Source organism: Paenibacillus konkukensis, assembly GCF_023523925.1.
Lineage (GTDB): Bacteria > Bacillota > Bacilli > Paenibacillales > NBRC-103111 > Paenibacillus_S > Paenibacillus_S doosanensis.
This window is the reverse complement of record NZ_CP027059.1, coordinates 6,055,681-6,071,957: the sequence shown is the minus strand read 5'-3', so window position 1 is coordinate 6,071,957 and position 16,277 is coordinate 6,055,681. Positions and strand designations below refer to the sequence as shown.

At 54.9% G+C, this 16,277-nt stretch carries 17 protein-coding genes and 1 riboswitch; all 17 genes read right to left on the bottom strand.

Annotated elements, in window-relative coordinates; translation table 11 throughout:
• Positions 1 to 33: 33 nt before the first annotated feature.
• The 17 genes from SK3146_RS26415 to SK3146_RS26335 all read right to left on the bottom strand — a co-directional run bounded on the left by SK3146_RS26415 (position 34) and on the right by SK3146_RS26335 (position 16,105).
• Positions 34 to 711, bottom strand: coding sequence for a bifunctional adenosylcobinamide kinase/adenosylcobinamide-phosphate guanylyltransferase (locus SK3146_RS26415; RefSeq protein ID WP_249861568.1), 678 nt, complete (start codon positions 709 to 711; stop codon positions 34 to 36).
• A gap of 19 nt (positions 712 to 730) precedes the next feature.
• Positions 731 to 1,795, bottom strand: a complete 1,065-nt coding sequence (gene cobT, locus SK3146_RS26410; RefSeq protein ID WP_249861567.1) for a nicotinate-nucleotide--dimethylbenzimidazole phosphoribosyltransferase — start codon at positions 1,793 to 1,795, stop codon at positions 731 to 733.
• A gap of 163 nt (positions 1,796 to 1,958) precedes the next feature.
• Entirely contained in the window at positions 1,959 to 2,780 is an 822-nt protein-coding gene (locus SK3146_RS26405; RefSeq protein WP_249861566.1) for an ABC transporter ATP-binding protein, read from the bottom strand.
• A gap of 38 nt (positions 2,781 to 2,818) precedes the next feature.
• A complete protein-coding gene (locus tag SK3146_RS26400) occupies positions 2,819 to 3,856 on the bottom strand; it encodes a FecCD family ABC transporter permease (RefSeq protein WP_249861565.1) in 1,038 nt (345 codons plus the stop codon).
• A 1-nt stretch (position 3,857) separates the two neighbouring features.
• A complete protein-coding gene (locus SK3146_RS26395; RefSeq protein ID WP_249861564.1) occupies positions 3,858 to 4,907 on the bottom strand; it encodes an ABC transporter substrate-binding protein in 1,050 nt (349 codons plus the stop codon).
• Positions 4,908 to 5,102: 195 nt separating this feature from the next.
• Positions 5,103 to 5,305, bottom strand: a riboswitch (cobalamin riboswitch).
• Positions 5,306 to 5,327: 22 nt separating this feature from the next.
• The gene (locus SK3146_RS26390) at positions 5,328 to 5,846 is read right to left on the bottom strand and encodes a hypothetical protein (RefSeq protein WP_249861563.1); all 519 of its coding nucleotides are present in this window, start codon (positions 5,844 to 5,846) and stop codon (positions 5,328 to 5,330) included.
• A 365-nt stretch (positions 5,847 to 6,211) separates the two neighbouring features.
• A complete protein-coding gene (locus tag SK3146_RS26385) occupies positions 6,212 to 6,478 on the bottom strand; it encodes an aspartyl-phosphate phosphatase Spo0E family protein (RefSeq protein ID WP_249861562.1) in 267 nt (88 codons plus the stop codon).
• 125 nt (positions 6,479 to 6,603) lie between these two features.
• Entirely contained in the window at positions 6,604 to 7,809 is a 1,206-nt protein-coding gene (locus tag SK3146_RS26380) for an aminotransferase class I/II-fold pyridoxal phosphate-dependent enzyme (RefSeq protein WP_283942785.1), read from the bottom strand.
• A 12-nt stretch (positions 7,810 to 7,821) separates the two neighbouring features.
• Positions 7,822 to 8,313: an Lrp/AsnC family transcriptional regulator gene (locus SK3146_RS26375; RefSeq protein ID WP_249861561.1), complete on the bottom strand. Its 492-nt coding sequence runs from the start codon at positions 8,311 to 8,313 to the stop codon at positions 7,822 to 7,824.
• Positions 8,300 to 8,530 carry a hypothetical protein gene (locus SK3146_RS26370; RefSeq protein WP_249861560.1) on the bottom strand — a complete coding sequence of 77 codons (231 nt, stop codon included), beginning with the start codon at positions 8,528 to 8,530 and terminating at the stop codon, positions 8,300 to 8,302. Before SK3146_RS26370 ends, SK3146_RS26375 begins: the two co-directional genes overlap by 14 nt.
• Positions 8,531 to 8,690: 160 nt before the next feature.
• Positions 8,691 to 8,972 carry a hypothetical protein gene (locus tag SK3146_RS26365; RefSeq protein WP_249861559.1) on the bottom strand — a complete coding sequence of 94 codons (282 nt, stop codon included), beginning with the start codon at positions 8,970 to 8,972 and terminating at the stop codon, positions 8,691 to 8,693.
• Positions 8,973 to 9,123: 151 nt separating this feature from the next.
• On the bottom strand, positions 9,124 to 10,053 hold the full coding sequence (cysK, locus tag SK3146_RS26360; RefSeq protein WP_249861558.1) for a cysteine synthase A: 930 nt from the start codon (positions 10,051 to 10,053) through the stop codon (positions 9,124 to 9,126).
• 138 nt (positions 10,054 to 10,191) lie between these two features.
• Positions 10,192 to 11,517: an MFS transporter gene (locus SK3146_RS26355; protein ID WP_249861557.1), complete on the bottom strand. Its 1,326-nt coding sequence runs from the start codon at positions 11,515 to 11,517 to the stop codon at positions 10,192 to 10,194.
• Positions 11,518 to 11,650: 133 nt separating this feature from the next.
• Positions 11,651 to 12,163, bottom strand: a complete 513-nt coding sequence (locus tag SK3146_RS26350; RefSeq protein ID WP_249861556.1) for a hypothetical protein — start codon at positions 12,161 to 12,163, stop codon at positions 11,651 to 11,653.
• Between the two features lie 201 nt (positions 12,164 to 12,364).
• Complete coding sequence (locus tag SK3146_RS26345; protein WP_249861555.1) at positions 12,365 to 12,784, bottom strand: DUF350 domain-containing protein; 420 nt, start codon at positions 12,782 to 12,784, stop codon at positions 12,365 to 12,367.
• A gap of 143 nt (positions 12,785 to 12,927) precedes the next feature.
• A complete protein-coding gene (locus tag SK3146_RS26340) occupies positions 12,928 to 13,605 on the bottom strand; it encodes a PspA/IM30 family protein (protein ID WP_249861554.1) in 678 nt (225 codons plus the stop codon).
• A 133-nt stretch (positions 13,606 to 13,738) separates the two neighbouring features.
• Positions 13,739 to 16,105: an endonuclease MutS2 gene (locus tag SK3146_RS26335; protein WP_249861553.1), complete on the bottom strand. Its 2,367-nt coding sequence runs from the start codon at positions 16,103 to 16,105 to the stop codon at positions 13,739 to 13,741.
• Positions 16,106 to 16,277 lie beyond the last annotated feature (172 nt).

Below are 16,277 nucleotides of genomic sequence, written 5' to 3'. Positions count from 1 at the left end.
GTTTAACTCGTCTTCTTCAAACATACCGGCCATCTATTTATCCGGGCGATACTGCAAGCTTTTCAGTTCGAGCGGGATTCCCGCCGTCACCAGAAAAACCTGATCCGCGACCCGGGCCAGCCGCTGGTTCATGATGCCGGACAAATCGCGGAATTGTCTGCCGAGCTTATACTCCGGCACCAGACCGTAGCCGACCTCGTTAGTGACAAGCACCAAATGTCTTTCGCTCCCGGCATACCGCAGACCGGACTGAACCAGCTCATCGATCTTAGCCTGCAGGCGTTCCTCGGCATCCGGCTCCCGCTCATAACGCAGCAGCCAATTGGACAGCCAAAGCGTGAGGCAATCGACCAGAATGACGGAATCGTCTGCAACAGGGCCGCTCCCGCATGCCGCCAACTGCCGCGTTTGCGCGCAAGCCGAAGGCTCCTCCTGCCGCGAAGAAGTCTCTGGATGCCTCCCGTCCGGCATATCCTCACTACCGCTCCGGCGAAGCAGCAGCTCCGCCAGCTCGAAGGACTCTTCTACGGTCGTCCAAGGAAAGCCTGCAGCCTCCCGCTGCCGCCGATGCAGGCCGATCCTTGCTTTCATCTCCTCATCGTACGCTTGCGCCGTGGCGACATATACGCCTTTGCCGGCCAGTCCGGCAGCATGGGCCTCGGCAAAGGAGCTCTTGCCGCTGCGCGCGCCGCCTGTCACTACTATGAGCATAGCCCTATCCGTCCCTCCGTTAGTGATTATCCGCAGAGGAAACGCCGGCCGAAGCGAAGGTGGCCATTTCCTTCATAATCTTCACGGCCGCTTCGATCAGCGGGAAGGCCAGAACGGCTCCCGTACCTTCGCCGAGGCGCATATCCATCCGCAGCATCGGAGACAGTCCCACCGCTTCCAGCAGGCGGGCATGCCCCTGCTCCTGAGATAAATGCGAGGCGATCATATATGAAGCGCTGAGCGGAGCGATCCGGCTTGCAACGAGCGCAGCCGCCGAAGAGATAAAGCCGTCGATCACAATCGGACAGCGGTACAGCGCCGCTCCAAGTATAACCCCTGTCAAACCGGCGATTTCAAGTCCTCCCACCTTCGCGAGCACATCGAGCGGATTATCCGCATCCGGCTTGTTAACCGCAATAGCCCGCTCGATCACCGCCTGCTTGTGGAGCAGCTTCGCATCGTCGATCCCCGTTCCGCGTCCTACGCTGACTCCGATATCGGTTCCCGTCAGCACGGCCAGCAGCGCCGAGCTTGCCGTCGTATTGCCGATTCCCATCTCGCCGGTCGCAAACATCGTGTAGCCGCTGCCGGCCAGTTCCTTCACCAGCTCCACGCCGGTTCGGATCGCCTGCACCGTCTCCTCCGGCGTCATGGCCGCTTCCTTGGCCATATTGCGCGTCCCCTTGCGCACTTTGCGCGAGTACAGCAGCGGATGCTCCAGATCGCTGTTGACGCCGATATCGACGCAGACGACATCGGCCCCGGTATGGCGGGACAGCACATTGACCGCTGCTCCTCCGTTCAAGAAATTGAGTACCATCTGCGGCGTCACCTCCGCCGGGAAGGCGCTGACACCTTCCTCGCAAACCCCATGATCCCCGGCCATCACGACGACGGCCTTCTTGCCGAGCTCCGGGGCGATCTCTCCCGTAATGCCGGCCAGCTGCTTGGCGACCTCCTCCAGCCGCCCCAAACTGCCCGGCGGCTTCGTCAGCTGATCGAGATGGCGGGCGGCCGCCTCGACGGCCTTCCGGTTCAGCGGCTGAATTTCGCCGGCTATTTGTTCTATGTACGATACGGACATTGCTTTTTGTCCCCTCTCCGATGGTTTGCATATTAAGTAAAACGTCAGTCGGCGCCTTTTCACGAATGTGTTCCGCTCTGACGCTGTTCAGCTTCCGACAGGCTTCTGACCGGCTCTCCAACCGGCCGCTGCATCACCCGACTAACGGGCTTGCCTGCAAGCTTCATTCCCGCTCGCGCATCCGGCCTCCCTGCAGCAATATTTGCGGCGCTCCGGTTACCGGATGCTTAAGCACGATCGGCTGCGTCCGGTACACCTGCTCCAGCAGCTCGCTGCGGATCACTTCCTCCGGCCTTCCGATCCCGGCCGCGCGCCCTTCCTGCAGCAGAAGAAGCCTGTCGCAATATTGCGCCGCCAAGTTCAATTCATGCAGCACGGCGACGACGGTAAGTCCGCTCTCCTGCTGCCATGACCGAATCCATTCCATCATCTGCACCTGATAGCCGATATCCAGATACGTCGTCGGCTCGTCAAGCAGCAGCAGCTTCGGCTGCTGGGCCATCACCTTGCCGAGCGCCACCCGCTGCCTCTCCCCGCCGCTTAGCGCGTCAAGGCTGCGATGCTGCAAATGCGCAAGCTCCAGCCGCTCGATGACGGCATCGATCAGCCGTTCCGAATCGTCTCCCGCGGCTTCGTCGCCGAGCCAATTTTGGAACGGATAGCGCCCCATGGCGATAATCTCCCGCACCGTAAAGCCGAGAGCCGGAAGCGCATCCTGCTGCAGCACCGCCGTCCAGCGCGCCAGCGGCTTGCGCGGGTAAGTATGCGCCTCTTGGCCCTGCAGCAGCACGCTGCCCGCACCGGGCTTCTCCACGCCGGAGATCAGCTTCAGCAAGGTCGACTTGCCGCTGCCGTTCGGCCCGATAACGCCGAAGCACTCCCCTGTGTGAACCGCGAAGCTGATATCTTCCAGCACAGGCCGCTCATGATAAGCGATGGCCGCATGCTGCACCCGAATCAGCTCTTGCCGAGCTCCCGTCTCCATTCGTTAGCCTCCTTGTGATCGAAGTATGCCGATGTACACTAAGAATTGGACATCCGCTTGCCGCGCTTCAGCAAATACGCGAAAAACGGAGCGCCCATAAACGCCGTCACCACGCCCAGCGGAATTTCCGTTGGACTAAGCAGCGTCCGCGCCAATGTATCCGCCCACAGCACATAGAACGCGCCGCCGATCAAAGATAACGGCAGCAGCAGGCGATAATCCGGACCGACCAGAAGCCTCAGCAGATGAGGCACGATAAGGCCGACGAACGCGACGACTCCCGATACAGATACCGCCGCGGCGGTAATTAGCGTTGCCGCCGCAAGCGCGATGAGCTTGGTCCGCTCCACGTGAACGCCGAGATAAGAAGCTTGCCGCTCGCCGAGCGCAAACAAATTCATTGCCCGGCCGAAGCCGAGCAGCACCAGCGCGCCGGCAGTCAAATACGGCAGCAAAATCAGCGAATACGACCAGTTCCGCATAGCAAGGCTGCCCATCAGCCAAAATACGATTTCATTGATGACCTGCTTGGACATCGCCACCATCAGTGAGACGAACGCCCCCAGAAACGCCTGCATCACGACCCCAGCCAGCACGAGCGTCTCCGTTCGGAGCTTCCCGTCCGTTCTTGCCAATATAATGACCGTGACGAGCGAAAGCGTTCCCGTGACAAAAGCGACGACAGGCACCGTCCAGGCGCCGAATAGCGCAAACTGCAGCCCGAACAAAATGAGAAAGGCCGCGCCGACGGAAGCCCCGGAAGATACTCCCAGCGTATACGGGTCGGCGAGCGGATTGCGCAGCACCCCTTGGAACGCAGCGCCGGCAATGCCCAGCGCGGCCCCGACCAGCATGCCGAGCAGAACGCGCGGAAGCCGCACCTTCCAGATGATTTGCTCGGCCGCCGGCTGCCAATCCGCCTGCACCGAACCGCCGATCACCGGCAGATGATGAGCGAGTATCCCCCAGACGTCCCGCAGCGGCACATGCACCGTCCCGATGGACAAGCTTATCGTTACGGAAAGAAAAAGGAGCAGAATGCCCGCTCCTCCCCACATCGTCAGCTTCCGCTTCATACTACTTCACCAATTCCGGATATATGCCTTTGGCTATCTCCACCAATCCCGCGGTAATGCGGGGACCCGGGCGGCTTGTCGTGTCCTTATCCACTCCGGCCAGCCGATTGTTTTTGATCGCATCCACTGAAGCCCAGCTGCTGCGCTCCTTAATAATTTGATCCAGCGATTTCTTCGAATTTTCGTCGATCAAATTTTTCGGGTACAGAATGACCTGCGGATTATCCGCTATGACCTTCTCCTCATTCAGCTGCGCATAACCGGTTATATCCGCGGAGACGTTGATGCCCCCGGCCAGCGTGATCAGCTCGTCGAGAAACTCGCCCTTGCCGACCGTCCAGCCCGGGGAAAACTCCATAAGCACCCGCTTCTTTTGCTCCGGCTTTAAGTCTTTGACCGCATCCGTTACTTTTTGGCGCTCGGCTTTCATCGAAGCGACCACTTTCTCCGCCTGCTCCTGCTTATCGAAAATTTGCCCGAACATCAAAATATTGTTCATCACATCGTCGATCGTCTTCGGTTCGACCTTGAACATATTGATATTTAGCCCGCGCAGCTGCTCCACGGCCGCCGTCTTGAGCGATACGCCGGAGAGCACAAGGTCGGCGTTGGCGGCGATCAGCGCCTCCTCGTTCGGCTTCACGATACTGCCCATTTTCGGCTTCTGCTTAGCCTCCTCGGGATAGTCGCAGAAGTCCGACACGCCGGCGATCTTGTCGCCCAGCCCAAGGGCAAACAGCGTTTCCGTCTCGCTCGGGGAAACGGAAACAATTTTGGAAGGCGCCTTTTCAAACGTAAACTCTTTGCCGGTCGCATCCTTGACCTTCAGCGGATAAACCGTCGCCTTCTTCTCCCCGCCCGCCGGAGCGGCGGTAGGAGCCGGCGATGCTTGCGTCCCTGACCCCGCCTTGGGAGGGTCGACGAGCTCGCCCTTAGCTGGTTGTTTCGCCTCGTTCGTTCCGCCGCAGCCGGCTGCGCCGAGCAGCAAAGCAAGTCCCAAAGCTGCCGCCAGCCAACGTTTCGATGATATGCGTTGTACGATTTTCTTCATTATCGGTGTTAGCTCCTCAAATTTATTTTCACGCGCTTACCGCGCGCTCGCTTCCTGCTTCCGTACAAGAAAAATCCCTCTGAGCTCCGGGGGCGGCCGGAGAAACCAGAGGGCTCACGATTGATCAAACGGCAATCAGGCTCTCCTGAAAGGCGAGAACCGTATGCGCTCGACACCCCTTTTTCCTCGAAAGGCCGGTCTTCCATCGAACAGGCAGGTTTCCTGACTTATGGGCATGATGGAGCGCCTCGCCTTCCCATTCTTGCATCCAAGAACAGTGGCATGCGGAGGCGCTTGCTCCCATATACAGTGGCGGGACCGTGCCGGACTTGCACCGGCTTCCCTTTTAACCTGCAAAGCTCTCGGCCTTGGCAGGCACCTGTTCGATACATACTATAAAGATGTTTATGCCTTAGATCCTTACTTCTCGGCAATCACTTTGATCACTTGCATCACTTTATCCTGATTCTTCGCATTGGCCGGCACGAAGGCGACCAAGTCTTTGCCATTCAATTTCTGCTCCGTGAACCATTTGGTTTTCTCTAGCGGAATGCCGTACAGATGCTTCTCGGTTTTTCCGCTTTCCTTGCCGTCCACCGGCAGGTCGAGCACGCCCTCCGGGTAGTCCTCGCCTTTGGCCGCATCGTCCAGACTGACGTATCCGCCCTGCTGCCCTATCGCCTTGAACTGCTCCATAGGAACAACAATGATCCCGTTGTCTCCGGCAGCAATTTCCACGATCAGCTTCTCCATCGAAAATATCGGAACCGTCTGCACGTTAACGGTCGGAGCTTGTCCGAGCTTCGCCTGCAGCGCAGTCTGCAGCTTATCTCCCACCTCCGTCGGAATCCCGTTGGCGCCCATCATAAAGATCGGCACATCCGACTTCGGTCCGCCGCCGCAGCCGGCCAGCACCAGCAGCAACAGCATGATTAGCATGAATTTTCCTCTCATGTTCCCTCTCCTTACAGTCATCATACGGTACGCCTCGCGCTTCTGCAGTTACTACCCTCCATCATATCATAAATGCCGACGGTCTATCAAAAAGACGAAGAACAAATCCCCCAAAAGCCATCCATGCCGCCGACGCGGCACCACAGACAATGGAAATGGGGTACCAAGAGTAATTTCCAGGGTAGTGACGTGATGCTCTGAAGCTTATTCCGTCCGCATCCAGCCTAGGCTGGATCGGCGTCTAACCCTTCCTCTGGGATCGTTCTATGGGTAGACTTTACTTTCGGGGGAGACCCCGGATTTCCACAGGATATGGCTGCGCTTCATTTCCTAAACAAAAAAGGAGCCGACTAACGGCCCCTCTTGCTACGGTTCATATATTCGTTAATTTTTTGATCTAACAGCATGCTGATCTCCACAACATTCGGTGAGGTCAAACTCTTCTCGGTCTGGACCAGCTGCTCCAATTTCAGACGCAGGTTATAAATCTCTTCTTCTAAAGAAGCGGTAGAAGAAGACTGTTTCTTTCTTCCAAAAATCCACTTCGGCTGCTGGTTATTCTCGCGAATCCAACCGATATTGATGTACTGTCTTAGCTGATATTCCGGAAAGGCCATTCTTCATCCCCCCTAACGCCTATCTCTAGATTCGGAAGTCTCATAAATGATCAACGATATGAAACTTCTATACTATTAAAGATACCAGTTTTTAGTTGGGATGGAAATGACTTTTTTTGTCGAATTTACAATTTTCGTATAAAATTCCCTATTCTGTCGATTGCTTCAAGCAGCTGATTGACCGAAGTCGCATAGGAGCAGCGTACAAAGCCTTCTCCGCCTAGGCCGAACACCTGTCCCGGCACCGCGGCAACCTTGGCTTCATAGAGCAAACGCTGCGCGAATTCCTCCGAGCTTAGGCCTGTAGACGCAACCGATGGGAAGGCGTAAAATGCTCCTTGCGGCTCATGGCATTCCAAGCCGATGTCTCTAAAGCCCTGCACCACAAGGCGGCGCCGCTGGTTATAGGACTCTACCATGCGATTTTTTTCTTCCATGCCGTTTTTCAAAGCTTCAAGCGCAGCCACCTGCCCCATCGCCGGCGCGCACATGACCGTATATTGATGGATTTTGAGCATGGCGGAAATCAGATCGCGATGTCCGCATGCATAGCCCATTCGCCAACCGGTCATCGCAAACGCCTTGGAAAAACCGCTGACCAAAATCGTGCGGTCCCGCATACCGGGAATCGAGGCGAAGCTGACATGTTTTTGCTCATACGTAAGCTCGGCGTAAATTTCGTCGGAAATGACGATCAGATCATGCTCTTCCACAATTTTGGCGATCGGCAGCCAGTCCTCATAGGTCATAATGCCGCCCGTCGGATTGCTTGGGTAACAAAGAATGAGCACTTTCGATTTCGGCGTAATGCTCGCTTTGAGCGCCTCCGGCGTCAGCTTAAAATTATCTTTGGCGAACGTCTCTATCCCGACCGGGATGCCGCCGCCGATCCGGGTAATCGGAGAGTATGAAATATAGCAAGGCTCGGGAACGAGCACCTCATCCCCCGGCACGACCAATGCGCGCAGAGCCAGATCGATCGCTTCGCTGCCGCCGACCGTTACCAATATTTCATCGGCCGGATCGTACGGAACTTGGAACGAATCGTACAAGTACTCGCCGATCGCTTCGCGAAGCTCCGGCATGCCGGCGTTCGGCGTATACTTCGTATTGCCGCGCTCAAGGGAATAGACGCATGCTTCGCGCACATGCCAAGGCGTGCAAAAATCCGGCTCGCCTACGCCGAGCGAAATAATATCTTTACTTGCGCTTACCAGATCAAAAAATTTGCGGATGCCCGAAGGAGGTATCTCTCTTACAAGAGGGGCCAAATAGCCCGACATCGATTTGGAGGAAGCTCCTTGATCCTGCCCTTGTTGTTGTTTGATCATCGCTTATCACCTTCACGGAGAGATTAACATACGGCGATCGTCTTCATGGTCTTCAAAAGTGATGCCGTCCTGCTTGTATTTCTTAAGTATGAAATGCGTTTTGGTCGAAAGCACGCGGTCGATCGGCGATAGTTTATTCGAAACGAAAGAGGCGACTTCCTTCAACGTTTTCCCTTCAATTTCCACGAGAAGATCGTAAGCTCCGGACATTAAGTAGACGGATTTCACTTCTGGATATAAGTAAATGCGCTCCGCAATCGCATCGAATCCGCGGCCGCGCTCCGGCGTAATCTGCACTTCGATCAAAGCGGTCACTTTCTCGTTATCCACCTTCGCCCAATTGACGATAGGCGCATATTTGATAATGACATGCGAATCCTCCAGCTGTTTGATCGCTTCCGTCACTTCCGCTTCGGAGGAACCGAGCATCGTCGCTATAAGCGCCGGAGTCCTTCTCGCATCTTCCTTAAGCAGCTCAATAATTCGTACCTTAAACTGTTCCATCGGTGGTTAACCCTCCTAAAAGTTTTGCCTTTGGCAAAACTGTCATCGTAAGCATGAGCTTTAAGTTTTGCTGTAGCAAAACTGTCTTCGTAAGCATAAGCTTTGTTTTGCCTTTGGCAAAACTGTCATCGTAAGCATGAGCTTTAAGTTTTGCTGTAGCAAAACTATCTTCGTAAGCATAAGCTTTGTTTTGCCGTAGCAAAACTTGTCTTTTCAAGCGCCGCTTACACAATCAATTTATTATTTCATATTACACCCAATGGCAGACTTTTTGCAAAATAAAATTAAGGGTGCTCGGCAAGCAGGAACAAAAAAAAGCCTGCGAGAACCGCTTCAAGTTCCCAGGCTTTCCGTCATATGATGAATGATTAACACCGTTACAGCCGATGCATCGATAACAGTTTGCGCATATAAGTTTCGATATCGCGGCTTTGATAATCCTGCAGCACCGTAATTTGATATTCGCCGCAGGTCCCCGATTCGTCCGTTACCCTGCCAAGCCCGACAAGCCGTCCCTGATCGTATGCGGCGACGACATAGCGGCTTTGGCAGTACGTTTCATACAATAAACCGGCATTCATGCCGTCCTCCGTGACAGTGGCCAACAGCTCCTCAAATTGTCCTTGTGCAGGAGGTTCATTTTCCAATGCAATAATCACACCAATCACCTTCCCACTGAATTCTTGTTACCTATAATTATACATGTATTTGTATTTTTATTCAACCTATTTTCGCTCACGCTCGTCTTCTAAGAAAAAAAGCATCCCTCGTAAGAGAGATGCCTTATGGCCGCAAGCGGAAACGAAGCGATTACGAAAAAATCCCCATGCTCAGATAACGCTCCCCCGTATCCGGAGCAATGCACAGCACGCGCTTGCCCTTGCCGAGCTTCTTGGCTACCTGCAGCGCCGTCCATACCGAAGCGCCGGAGGAAGGGCCTACAAGAATGCCTTCCATTTTCCCGAGCTCCCGCGTCGTTCTAATCGCATCCTCATCGGCTACCTGGATGATTTCATCGTATACGCCCGTGTTGAGAATTTCCGGAATGAAACCGGGGCTTGTCCCGACCAGCTTGTGCGGGCCCGGCTTGCCTCCCGACAGAACGGGCGAACCCTTCGGCTCCACTACGTAGATTTGAATGCCGGGTAGCTTCTCGCGTAGCACCTCGCCGGTGCCGGTAATCGTCCCTCCCGTGCCCGAGGTCGCCACGAACGCGTCGAGCTTGCCTTCCATTTGCTCGATAATTTCGAGCGCCGTCGTCGTCCGGTGAATGTCCGGGTTCGCTTTATTCTCAAACTGCTGAGGGATGAAGCTGTCCGGAATTTCGTTTCTCATCTCCAGCGCTCTGCGGATCGCTCCCGGCATCCGTTCTTCTGCAGGGGTCAGCTCGACATGCGCCCCGTAAGCTTTCAATATGTTAATGCGCTCTTTGGTCATATTGTCCGGCATCACGAGAATTGCCTTGTAGCCTTTGGCGGCGGCATTCATCGCCAGTCCGATGCCCGTATTGCCGCTGGTCGGCTCGATAATCGTCGAGCCCGGCTTCAGCAGCCCGTCCTTCTCCGCTTGCAGGATCAAGTTATACGCCGCGCGATCCTTGACGCTGCCGCTCGGGTTGAAATATTCGAGCTTTACGTATACATCGGCGTCGTTTTCCCCTGTCATTCTGCCGAGCCGGACCGCCGGCGTCTCCCCAATCAATTCCGTAATGCTGCTTACCATCAGACGATTGTTCTTCATCCTCTTCTGCCGCTCCCTTCCGCGCCGTGTGCAGTACCGACACCTTTGGCCGCACACTTATCGTCCTTAATTGTAACGGCATGGCTCGTTTTGTCAAGGCGGGCGGTTCCCGATCTTCGCTCCTCATGAGCCTGAGCGTCAAGCTCCTCCGGCTGCTTTAGCCTGCTTGGCGGACGCGACTTTGCGCATAAAAAACCATGCTGCCAGCGGCGTGCTGCCGATGCCGAGCAGCAGCCAATTCATCGCCTGCGGCGCCGAGGTGAAAGCGACGACAACGATAAACACCGCCGTCCCCGATATGCGTCCGACGTTCAGCGCCAGCTCCCTCATGACGATGTACTCCTCGCGATGCTGCACGCTGTCGGCATTGCCGCCGATCAAATCGAATACCGACGACGTCATCGGAATCGAGTACAGCGGGAAGAACAGCCCTACGCCTATTCCGAATATAAGCAGCGTCATGAAATTAACCTTCCAGAAAAAAGGGACAATAACCAGCACTATCATAACGGCTCCGATCAGCATAGCGGCTTTGCGGTATCGCGGCTTCAGCAGCCGTCCGGCGATCATGAAGCTGACCAAGGAAACGGCGGAGGTCACCAGCGAGAAATTGCCCAGCTTCATCTCGTTTCCCGTGTGAACGTAGACGAGCAGCGCAATCATGAAGCCGAAGACGCCTTCGCGAAAGCCTTGAGCGATCAGCCCGAGCGAAACCGTGCGCCACATCGTTTCCTTTTGCCTCAAACAGCGGACGGTCAGCATCCACTCGTAATTCCCTTCGGATTTTCTTTTTTTTAGAAAAAAGCTAAAAATAACCCCAATCACAAATACGATCAGCGAGATCGTAAAAATAACGCGGTACCCGTTCGTCTGCTTCAAGTGAACGATCAGAAAACCGGATATCCATGGAGCGATCATCCCCGCCCCCGAACCGAGCAGCCCCGCCCAGCCGTTAAAGCGGTCCCGGTTGCCGGGATCGGTTACTTCAAAATAAACTACGTTGAAGGCAAGCCAGAAAAATCCCGCCGACATGCCCTGAATGACGCCCAGAAGCACATAATAGTTCACCGCCGAGGCGCCGAACCACAACACAAGCAAATAAAACAGCGCCGACACGGCGACCCCCGCCCTCAGGCAGTTCATTTTGTTATGCTCCTTCACCCATTTGCCGGCAAGCCAAAAGGTCAGCGCCATCGCCACATGATTAATCAGCGTGAACCAGCCGATGAGGGAGAAGTCCTGCTTCGCTTTCCATAAATAGACGTTCACAAACGTACCCGACAAGGCGTTAGCCGCCGCAACGAGTCCTTGAACCGTCAGCAGGAGCCGGGATTGTCCCAGAAGACGGCCTTCTTGCTTGCCTCCGTCCCGCGGCTTGCCACGTTCTCCTCCGTAGTGCCAGCTCGGCCGTTCCTCTTTGCTTCTCAGCCATTTCTGCGGAAAATTCTTGATTCCCGATTGCATAAGTACTCACCTGTTATGTAGGATGTTGACGTCCTTGTTAAGCTTCCCCTTAGCTTGAAAATCATGAGGGAATGCAAAAAAAGGAAATTCCGCCTACTTTGCGAAATTCCCTTTTTCTCATTGCCGCATATCGTTATTCATCCATGCCGTGCCGCTTCAAAAGCTCGATCATGGCCATACGATCAGCCTCGGATAGCACATGCTCGACCTTGAAGCAGGACGGGCAGACGAATACCTGGGTGCCGTATCCCGCCTGCAGCAGCGGCTGCCCCAGGCCCGGCGCAGCGTTCGGAGCATAATCGGAAGCCGCTTTACGGCTTCCCGCCAGCAGCATGTAGCTGTGGCAGGTCGGGCACTCCGGCGTAACCTCCTGATGATCGAGCACCCGCTGGACGCCTTCCTCGTATTCGTTCATTCCGTCAAAATCCTCATATTCTTCTTCAAAGCCCTCGAATCCCTCGTCTTCGCCTTCGTCATCCTCTTCCGCTTCTTCGTCTAAATCCTCGTCTTCAACAGTCAAGTTGATGCTGCGGTAATCTCCGAGCTCGTTAAAGCAATGCGGACAAGTTTCCTCCGGTCCGATTTCGGGGTCCCACACAATCTCGGTTTGACACCAAGGGCACACTTGGTCATGCGATTGCGTCACCTTACATTCCTCCGCTTCGGATCTCTAGTAGCACGGCGTTTTTTATGTGCGGTTTACGGCCGCTATTCACCATGTATCTAGCCATGTTTAATAAAATAATAAGTGCCCCAGGCGAAAAACACAAGCGCCAAGGCAAGCAAACTGCCCCATAAATATTTCATAGCAAGCCTCCCGATTCATTACCGCAAACGCTGCATTTTTTTAAATGACGCAGGCGCCGATGACATAAGAAATGGATACGGAAATAACCATCGATAAAAAGCCTACGGCTTTGTTATCCCGGGCAATTTGCTCGTCGATTTTGAAATACGGAGTCAAAAATTCAAAAATAAAATACGCCGCCAGCAGCAGTATGAATCCGTATCCCGCCCAAATCAGCGAATGCAGCACGGAATCGTTATTCAAAATCGCAAAGCGGAACAAATTGCAAATTCCGAATATTTTGCCTCCCGTCGCCATTGCGACCGATAAATTGCCGTTCTTGATCTCTTCCCAATCCTTATACTTGGTCACCGCTTCGAATATCGCCAGAAACACGATCAATGCTACAATAGCTACCGAGAAAAAAGCAAGCGTTTCAATATAAGGATTACCTAATAAAATATCCACCTTGTCGTTCATTCATCGACACCTCCCATTGCATGTAAGGCCTTTCAAGTTACGGCAGGGGGAAAACGCCCCGTCGATAGCTGCCGTTAACACCGGAAGAGACTGTGGCTTAGCGCCGCAGTCTCTCGGGGTTCCATTTGCAGTTATTGCGAAATTTAAGATTGCTTCTTCGCCGCCAGTTTGGCTCTCAGCGCAGCCAGCTCGTCGTCGACGCCGTCGTTTTTGCCAAGCTGATCCAGCTCGTCGTCCAAGCTGCGGCTCTTGGAACGAAGCTCGTTGCTGGCTTCCGCTTCCGCCTCCATTTGCAGCACTTTCTCGGACATCCTGTCGAAGCCTTTGGCCGCGTTATCCGAACCGAAGCCGGACATCGCCTGATTGATCTGTTTTTGTGCTTTAGCCGCTTCGGCGCGAGCGATAAGCAGATCCTTTTTATTCTTCAGCTTGGTGAACTCGTCTTTCATTTCCGACAGCTGATCGCGGAGGCGGTCTGCATTGCCTTTGGCAACGTCGTACTGCTTCTTCATCTCATCGTAACGAGTTTGATGCTCTTTCTTATCCTGAAGGGCGCGGCGCGCCAAGTCTTCGTTGCCTTGCTCCAACGCTTTGAGCGCCTGATCCTCGCGCTTTTGCACCATCTCTTGCGCTTCTTCGTACTGCTGCTTGAATTTTTTCTCGACGGCGATCTGTTTGGCTACCGCCACTTCCGCCTCGTTAATATCCTCTTCCATATCGCGCAGGAACTGATTCAGCATTTTAACCGGATCTTCCGCTTTGTCGAGCAAATCGTTGATCGAAGCCATCGTCAGGTCGCGCAGCCTTTTAAAGATTCCCATACTAAATTCCTCCCATGAATCGTTCGTTTTATTTTGACAAGCTTTGCTATCGGATTACAGTAACATCGATGTTTACACTTATACATACGGAGCAACCCTCTCGAGAGTTTCATTCCGCATGAAAAAAAATTTGTCATTTCAGTTCGGCGACGGTCACCCCGGTACCGCCCTCATTGTAATTGCCGATGCGATAGCTTTTGACATGCTTATGTTTGCGCAAAAATTCCTGAATCCCCGTGCGCAGCACTCCGGTACCTTTGCCATGAATAATGTAAACCTGCCCGAAATTGGCAAGATACGATTCGTCCAGAAAACGGTCGACTTCGATAAGCGAGTCCTCCAAATTCGACCCGCGCAGGTCGAGTTCCATCCGGGCGTTGTCGTCGCGCGTCCGCTTCAGGCTGGCTGCCGCTTGCTGCGGCTTCTTGACTTCGGTCGCAGCCGCCTTGACCAGCTCCAGAGCGTTTAGCTGCACCTTCATCTTCATGATGCCGAGCTGTACCGTAGCCTCCGAATCGCTCACGATCTCTACAATGTGGCCTTTTTGCCCGAGATTGGTCACGAGCACCTCGTCGCCGGCGCCGAGCTTCTCCGGCTTCTTCTTGGCCGGCTGGCCGCCGAGCTTCTTTTTGCGCAGCTCCGGCACCGCTTCGTTCAGCCTTCGCTTCGCATTGCTCAGGTGATGGTCCTTCACCTCGCCGGCTTCGCGCTGCATCCGCCGCAGATCGGCGATAACCTCGTCCGCCTCGCGCCGCGCCTTGGCGACCGCTTCCTGCGCTTCGCGTTCGGCCTTCTCGAACAGCTTGTCGCGCTGCTCCTCGAATTTTTGCTGCTGCGCGGCAAGGTTCTTGCGCAAGCTTTCGACCTCGCGGCGCAGCTGTTCCGCCGTCTGCCGTTCCGCTTCGGCGGTCAGACGGTTTTCCTCCAGCGTCGCAATCATCGATTCGACGCGCTGATCCTCCTCACCCACCTGCCCGCGGGCGTGATCGATAATCGACTTGGCGAGCCCGAGGCGCTCGGCGATGGCAAAGGCGTTGCTTCGCCCCGGTACGCCGACCAGCAGCCGGTAGGTCGGGCTGAGCGTCTGCACGTCGAACTCCATGCTGGCGTTAATGATGCCTTGGCGGTCGAAAGCGTAAGCCTTCAGCTCGCTGTAATGCGTAGTCGCCACGATGCGGCAGCCCATCTTATGAATGTACTCCAGCAGCGAAATCGCAAGCGCGGAGCCCTCGGCCGGGTCGGTGCCGGCGCCCAGCTCGTCGAGAAGCACCAGACTCTTCGGCGTCATTTCGCGGAGAATGCGGATGATGTTGGTCATATGGCTGGAGAACGTACTGAGGCTTTGCTCAATGCTCTGCTCATCCCCGATATCTGCATAGATCGCGTCGAATACGCATAGCTGGCTTCCTTCCTCCGCGGGAACGAATAACCCCGACATCGCCATCAGGGACAACAGGCCGATCGTTTTTAGCGATACCGTTTTGCCCCCCGTATTCGGCCCCGTTACGATAATCGTCGTATACCGGTTGCCGAGCTCGATATCCAGCGGCACGACCGAATCGGCCGGAATGAGCGGGTGGCGTCCGCGCTTGATTTTAATAAAGCCGCGATCGTTCAATATCGGCAGCGTCGCTTTCATTTCGTGAGCGAGTCCCGCTTTGGCGAAGGTAAAATCAAGCTCCGTCAAGGCGTCGATATTGCCGAGCAGCAAGTCGGCCACCTCCGCTACGAGTGCGGTCAGCATGCGCAATATTTTCTCAATTTCGGCCTCTTCCTTCAGCTTCAGCTCGCGCACGCGGTTATTCAGCTGCACAACCGCCTCCGGCTCGATGAACAAGGTCGCCCCGGAAGCGGACTGATCGTGAATCATGCCGCCGAAATGGCCGCGGTATTCTTGTTTGACCGGGATGACATAACGATCGTTGCGGATCGTTACGAGGTTTTCCTGAAGCATCTTCTGGATCGACGGCGTGCGCACCATCTGCTCCAGCCTGTCGCGGGCGCGGGTTTCGCTCGTTCTCAGCTCCTGGCGGATGCGCGCCAGCTCTGGGCTCGCCGAGTCGACCACCTGGGCGTTATCGTCAATGCACAGCCTGATTTTATCCTCGGTCGGCTTCAGTTCTTCAATCTGCTCCGTCAGCATAATTAAGGAAGGAATGGAATAATCCTCATGCACATCGTGCAAAAAACGTTTCAGTCGCCTTCCGCCGTGAATGGTCCCCGCTACGTCGAAAAGCTCGCCCGGATTCAGCATCCCCCCGATTCGCGCGCGATGCACCGCCGTCTTGATGTCGCGAATGCCGCCGAAAGGGGCGCCGCCCTTAAGCCGGTTTACGTTGACCGCTTCGTCCGTCGCCTTGAGTCTTTGTTTCACTTCCTCAAAATCTCCGCTCGGCTCAAGCCGCTCGACGCGTTCTTTGCCGAGGCCGGTCGCCGCATGATGGGCGCATTTATATAAAATGGAGGCATAATCCAATGTTTTCAATATTTTGCTGTTCAATTTACTATCCTACCTTTCGTTTCCGTTACAAACCACATCCATTATATTATATCCGAAGCCCCGGGGATAAGCTAATTTTCGGTTATATCCGTTTTGCCCCAAGCCTAAAATATGGCTCACATAATCCCGCCGGCGGAAGCCATACTATGATGTGCACCGAGTTAAACCCGTT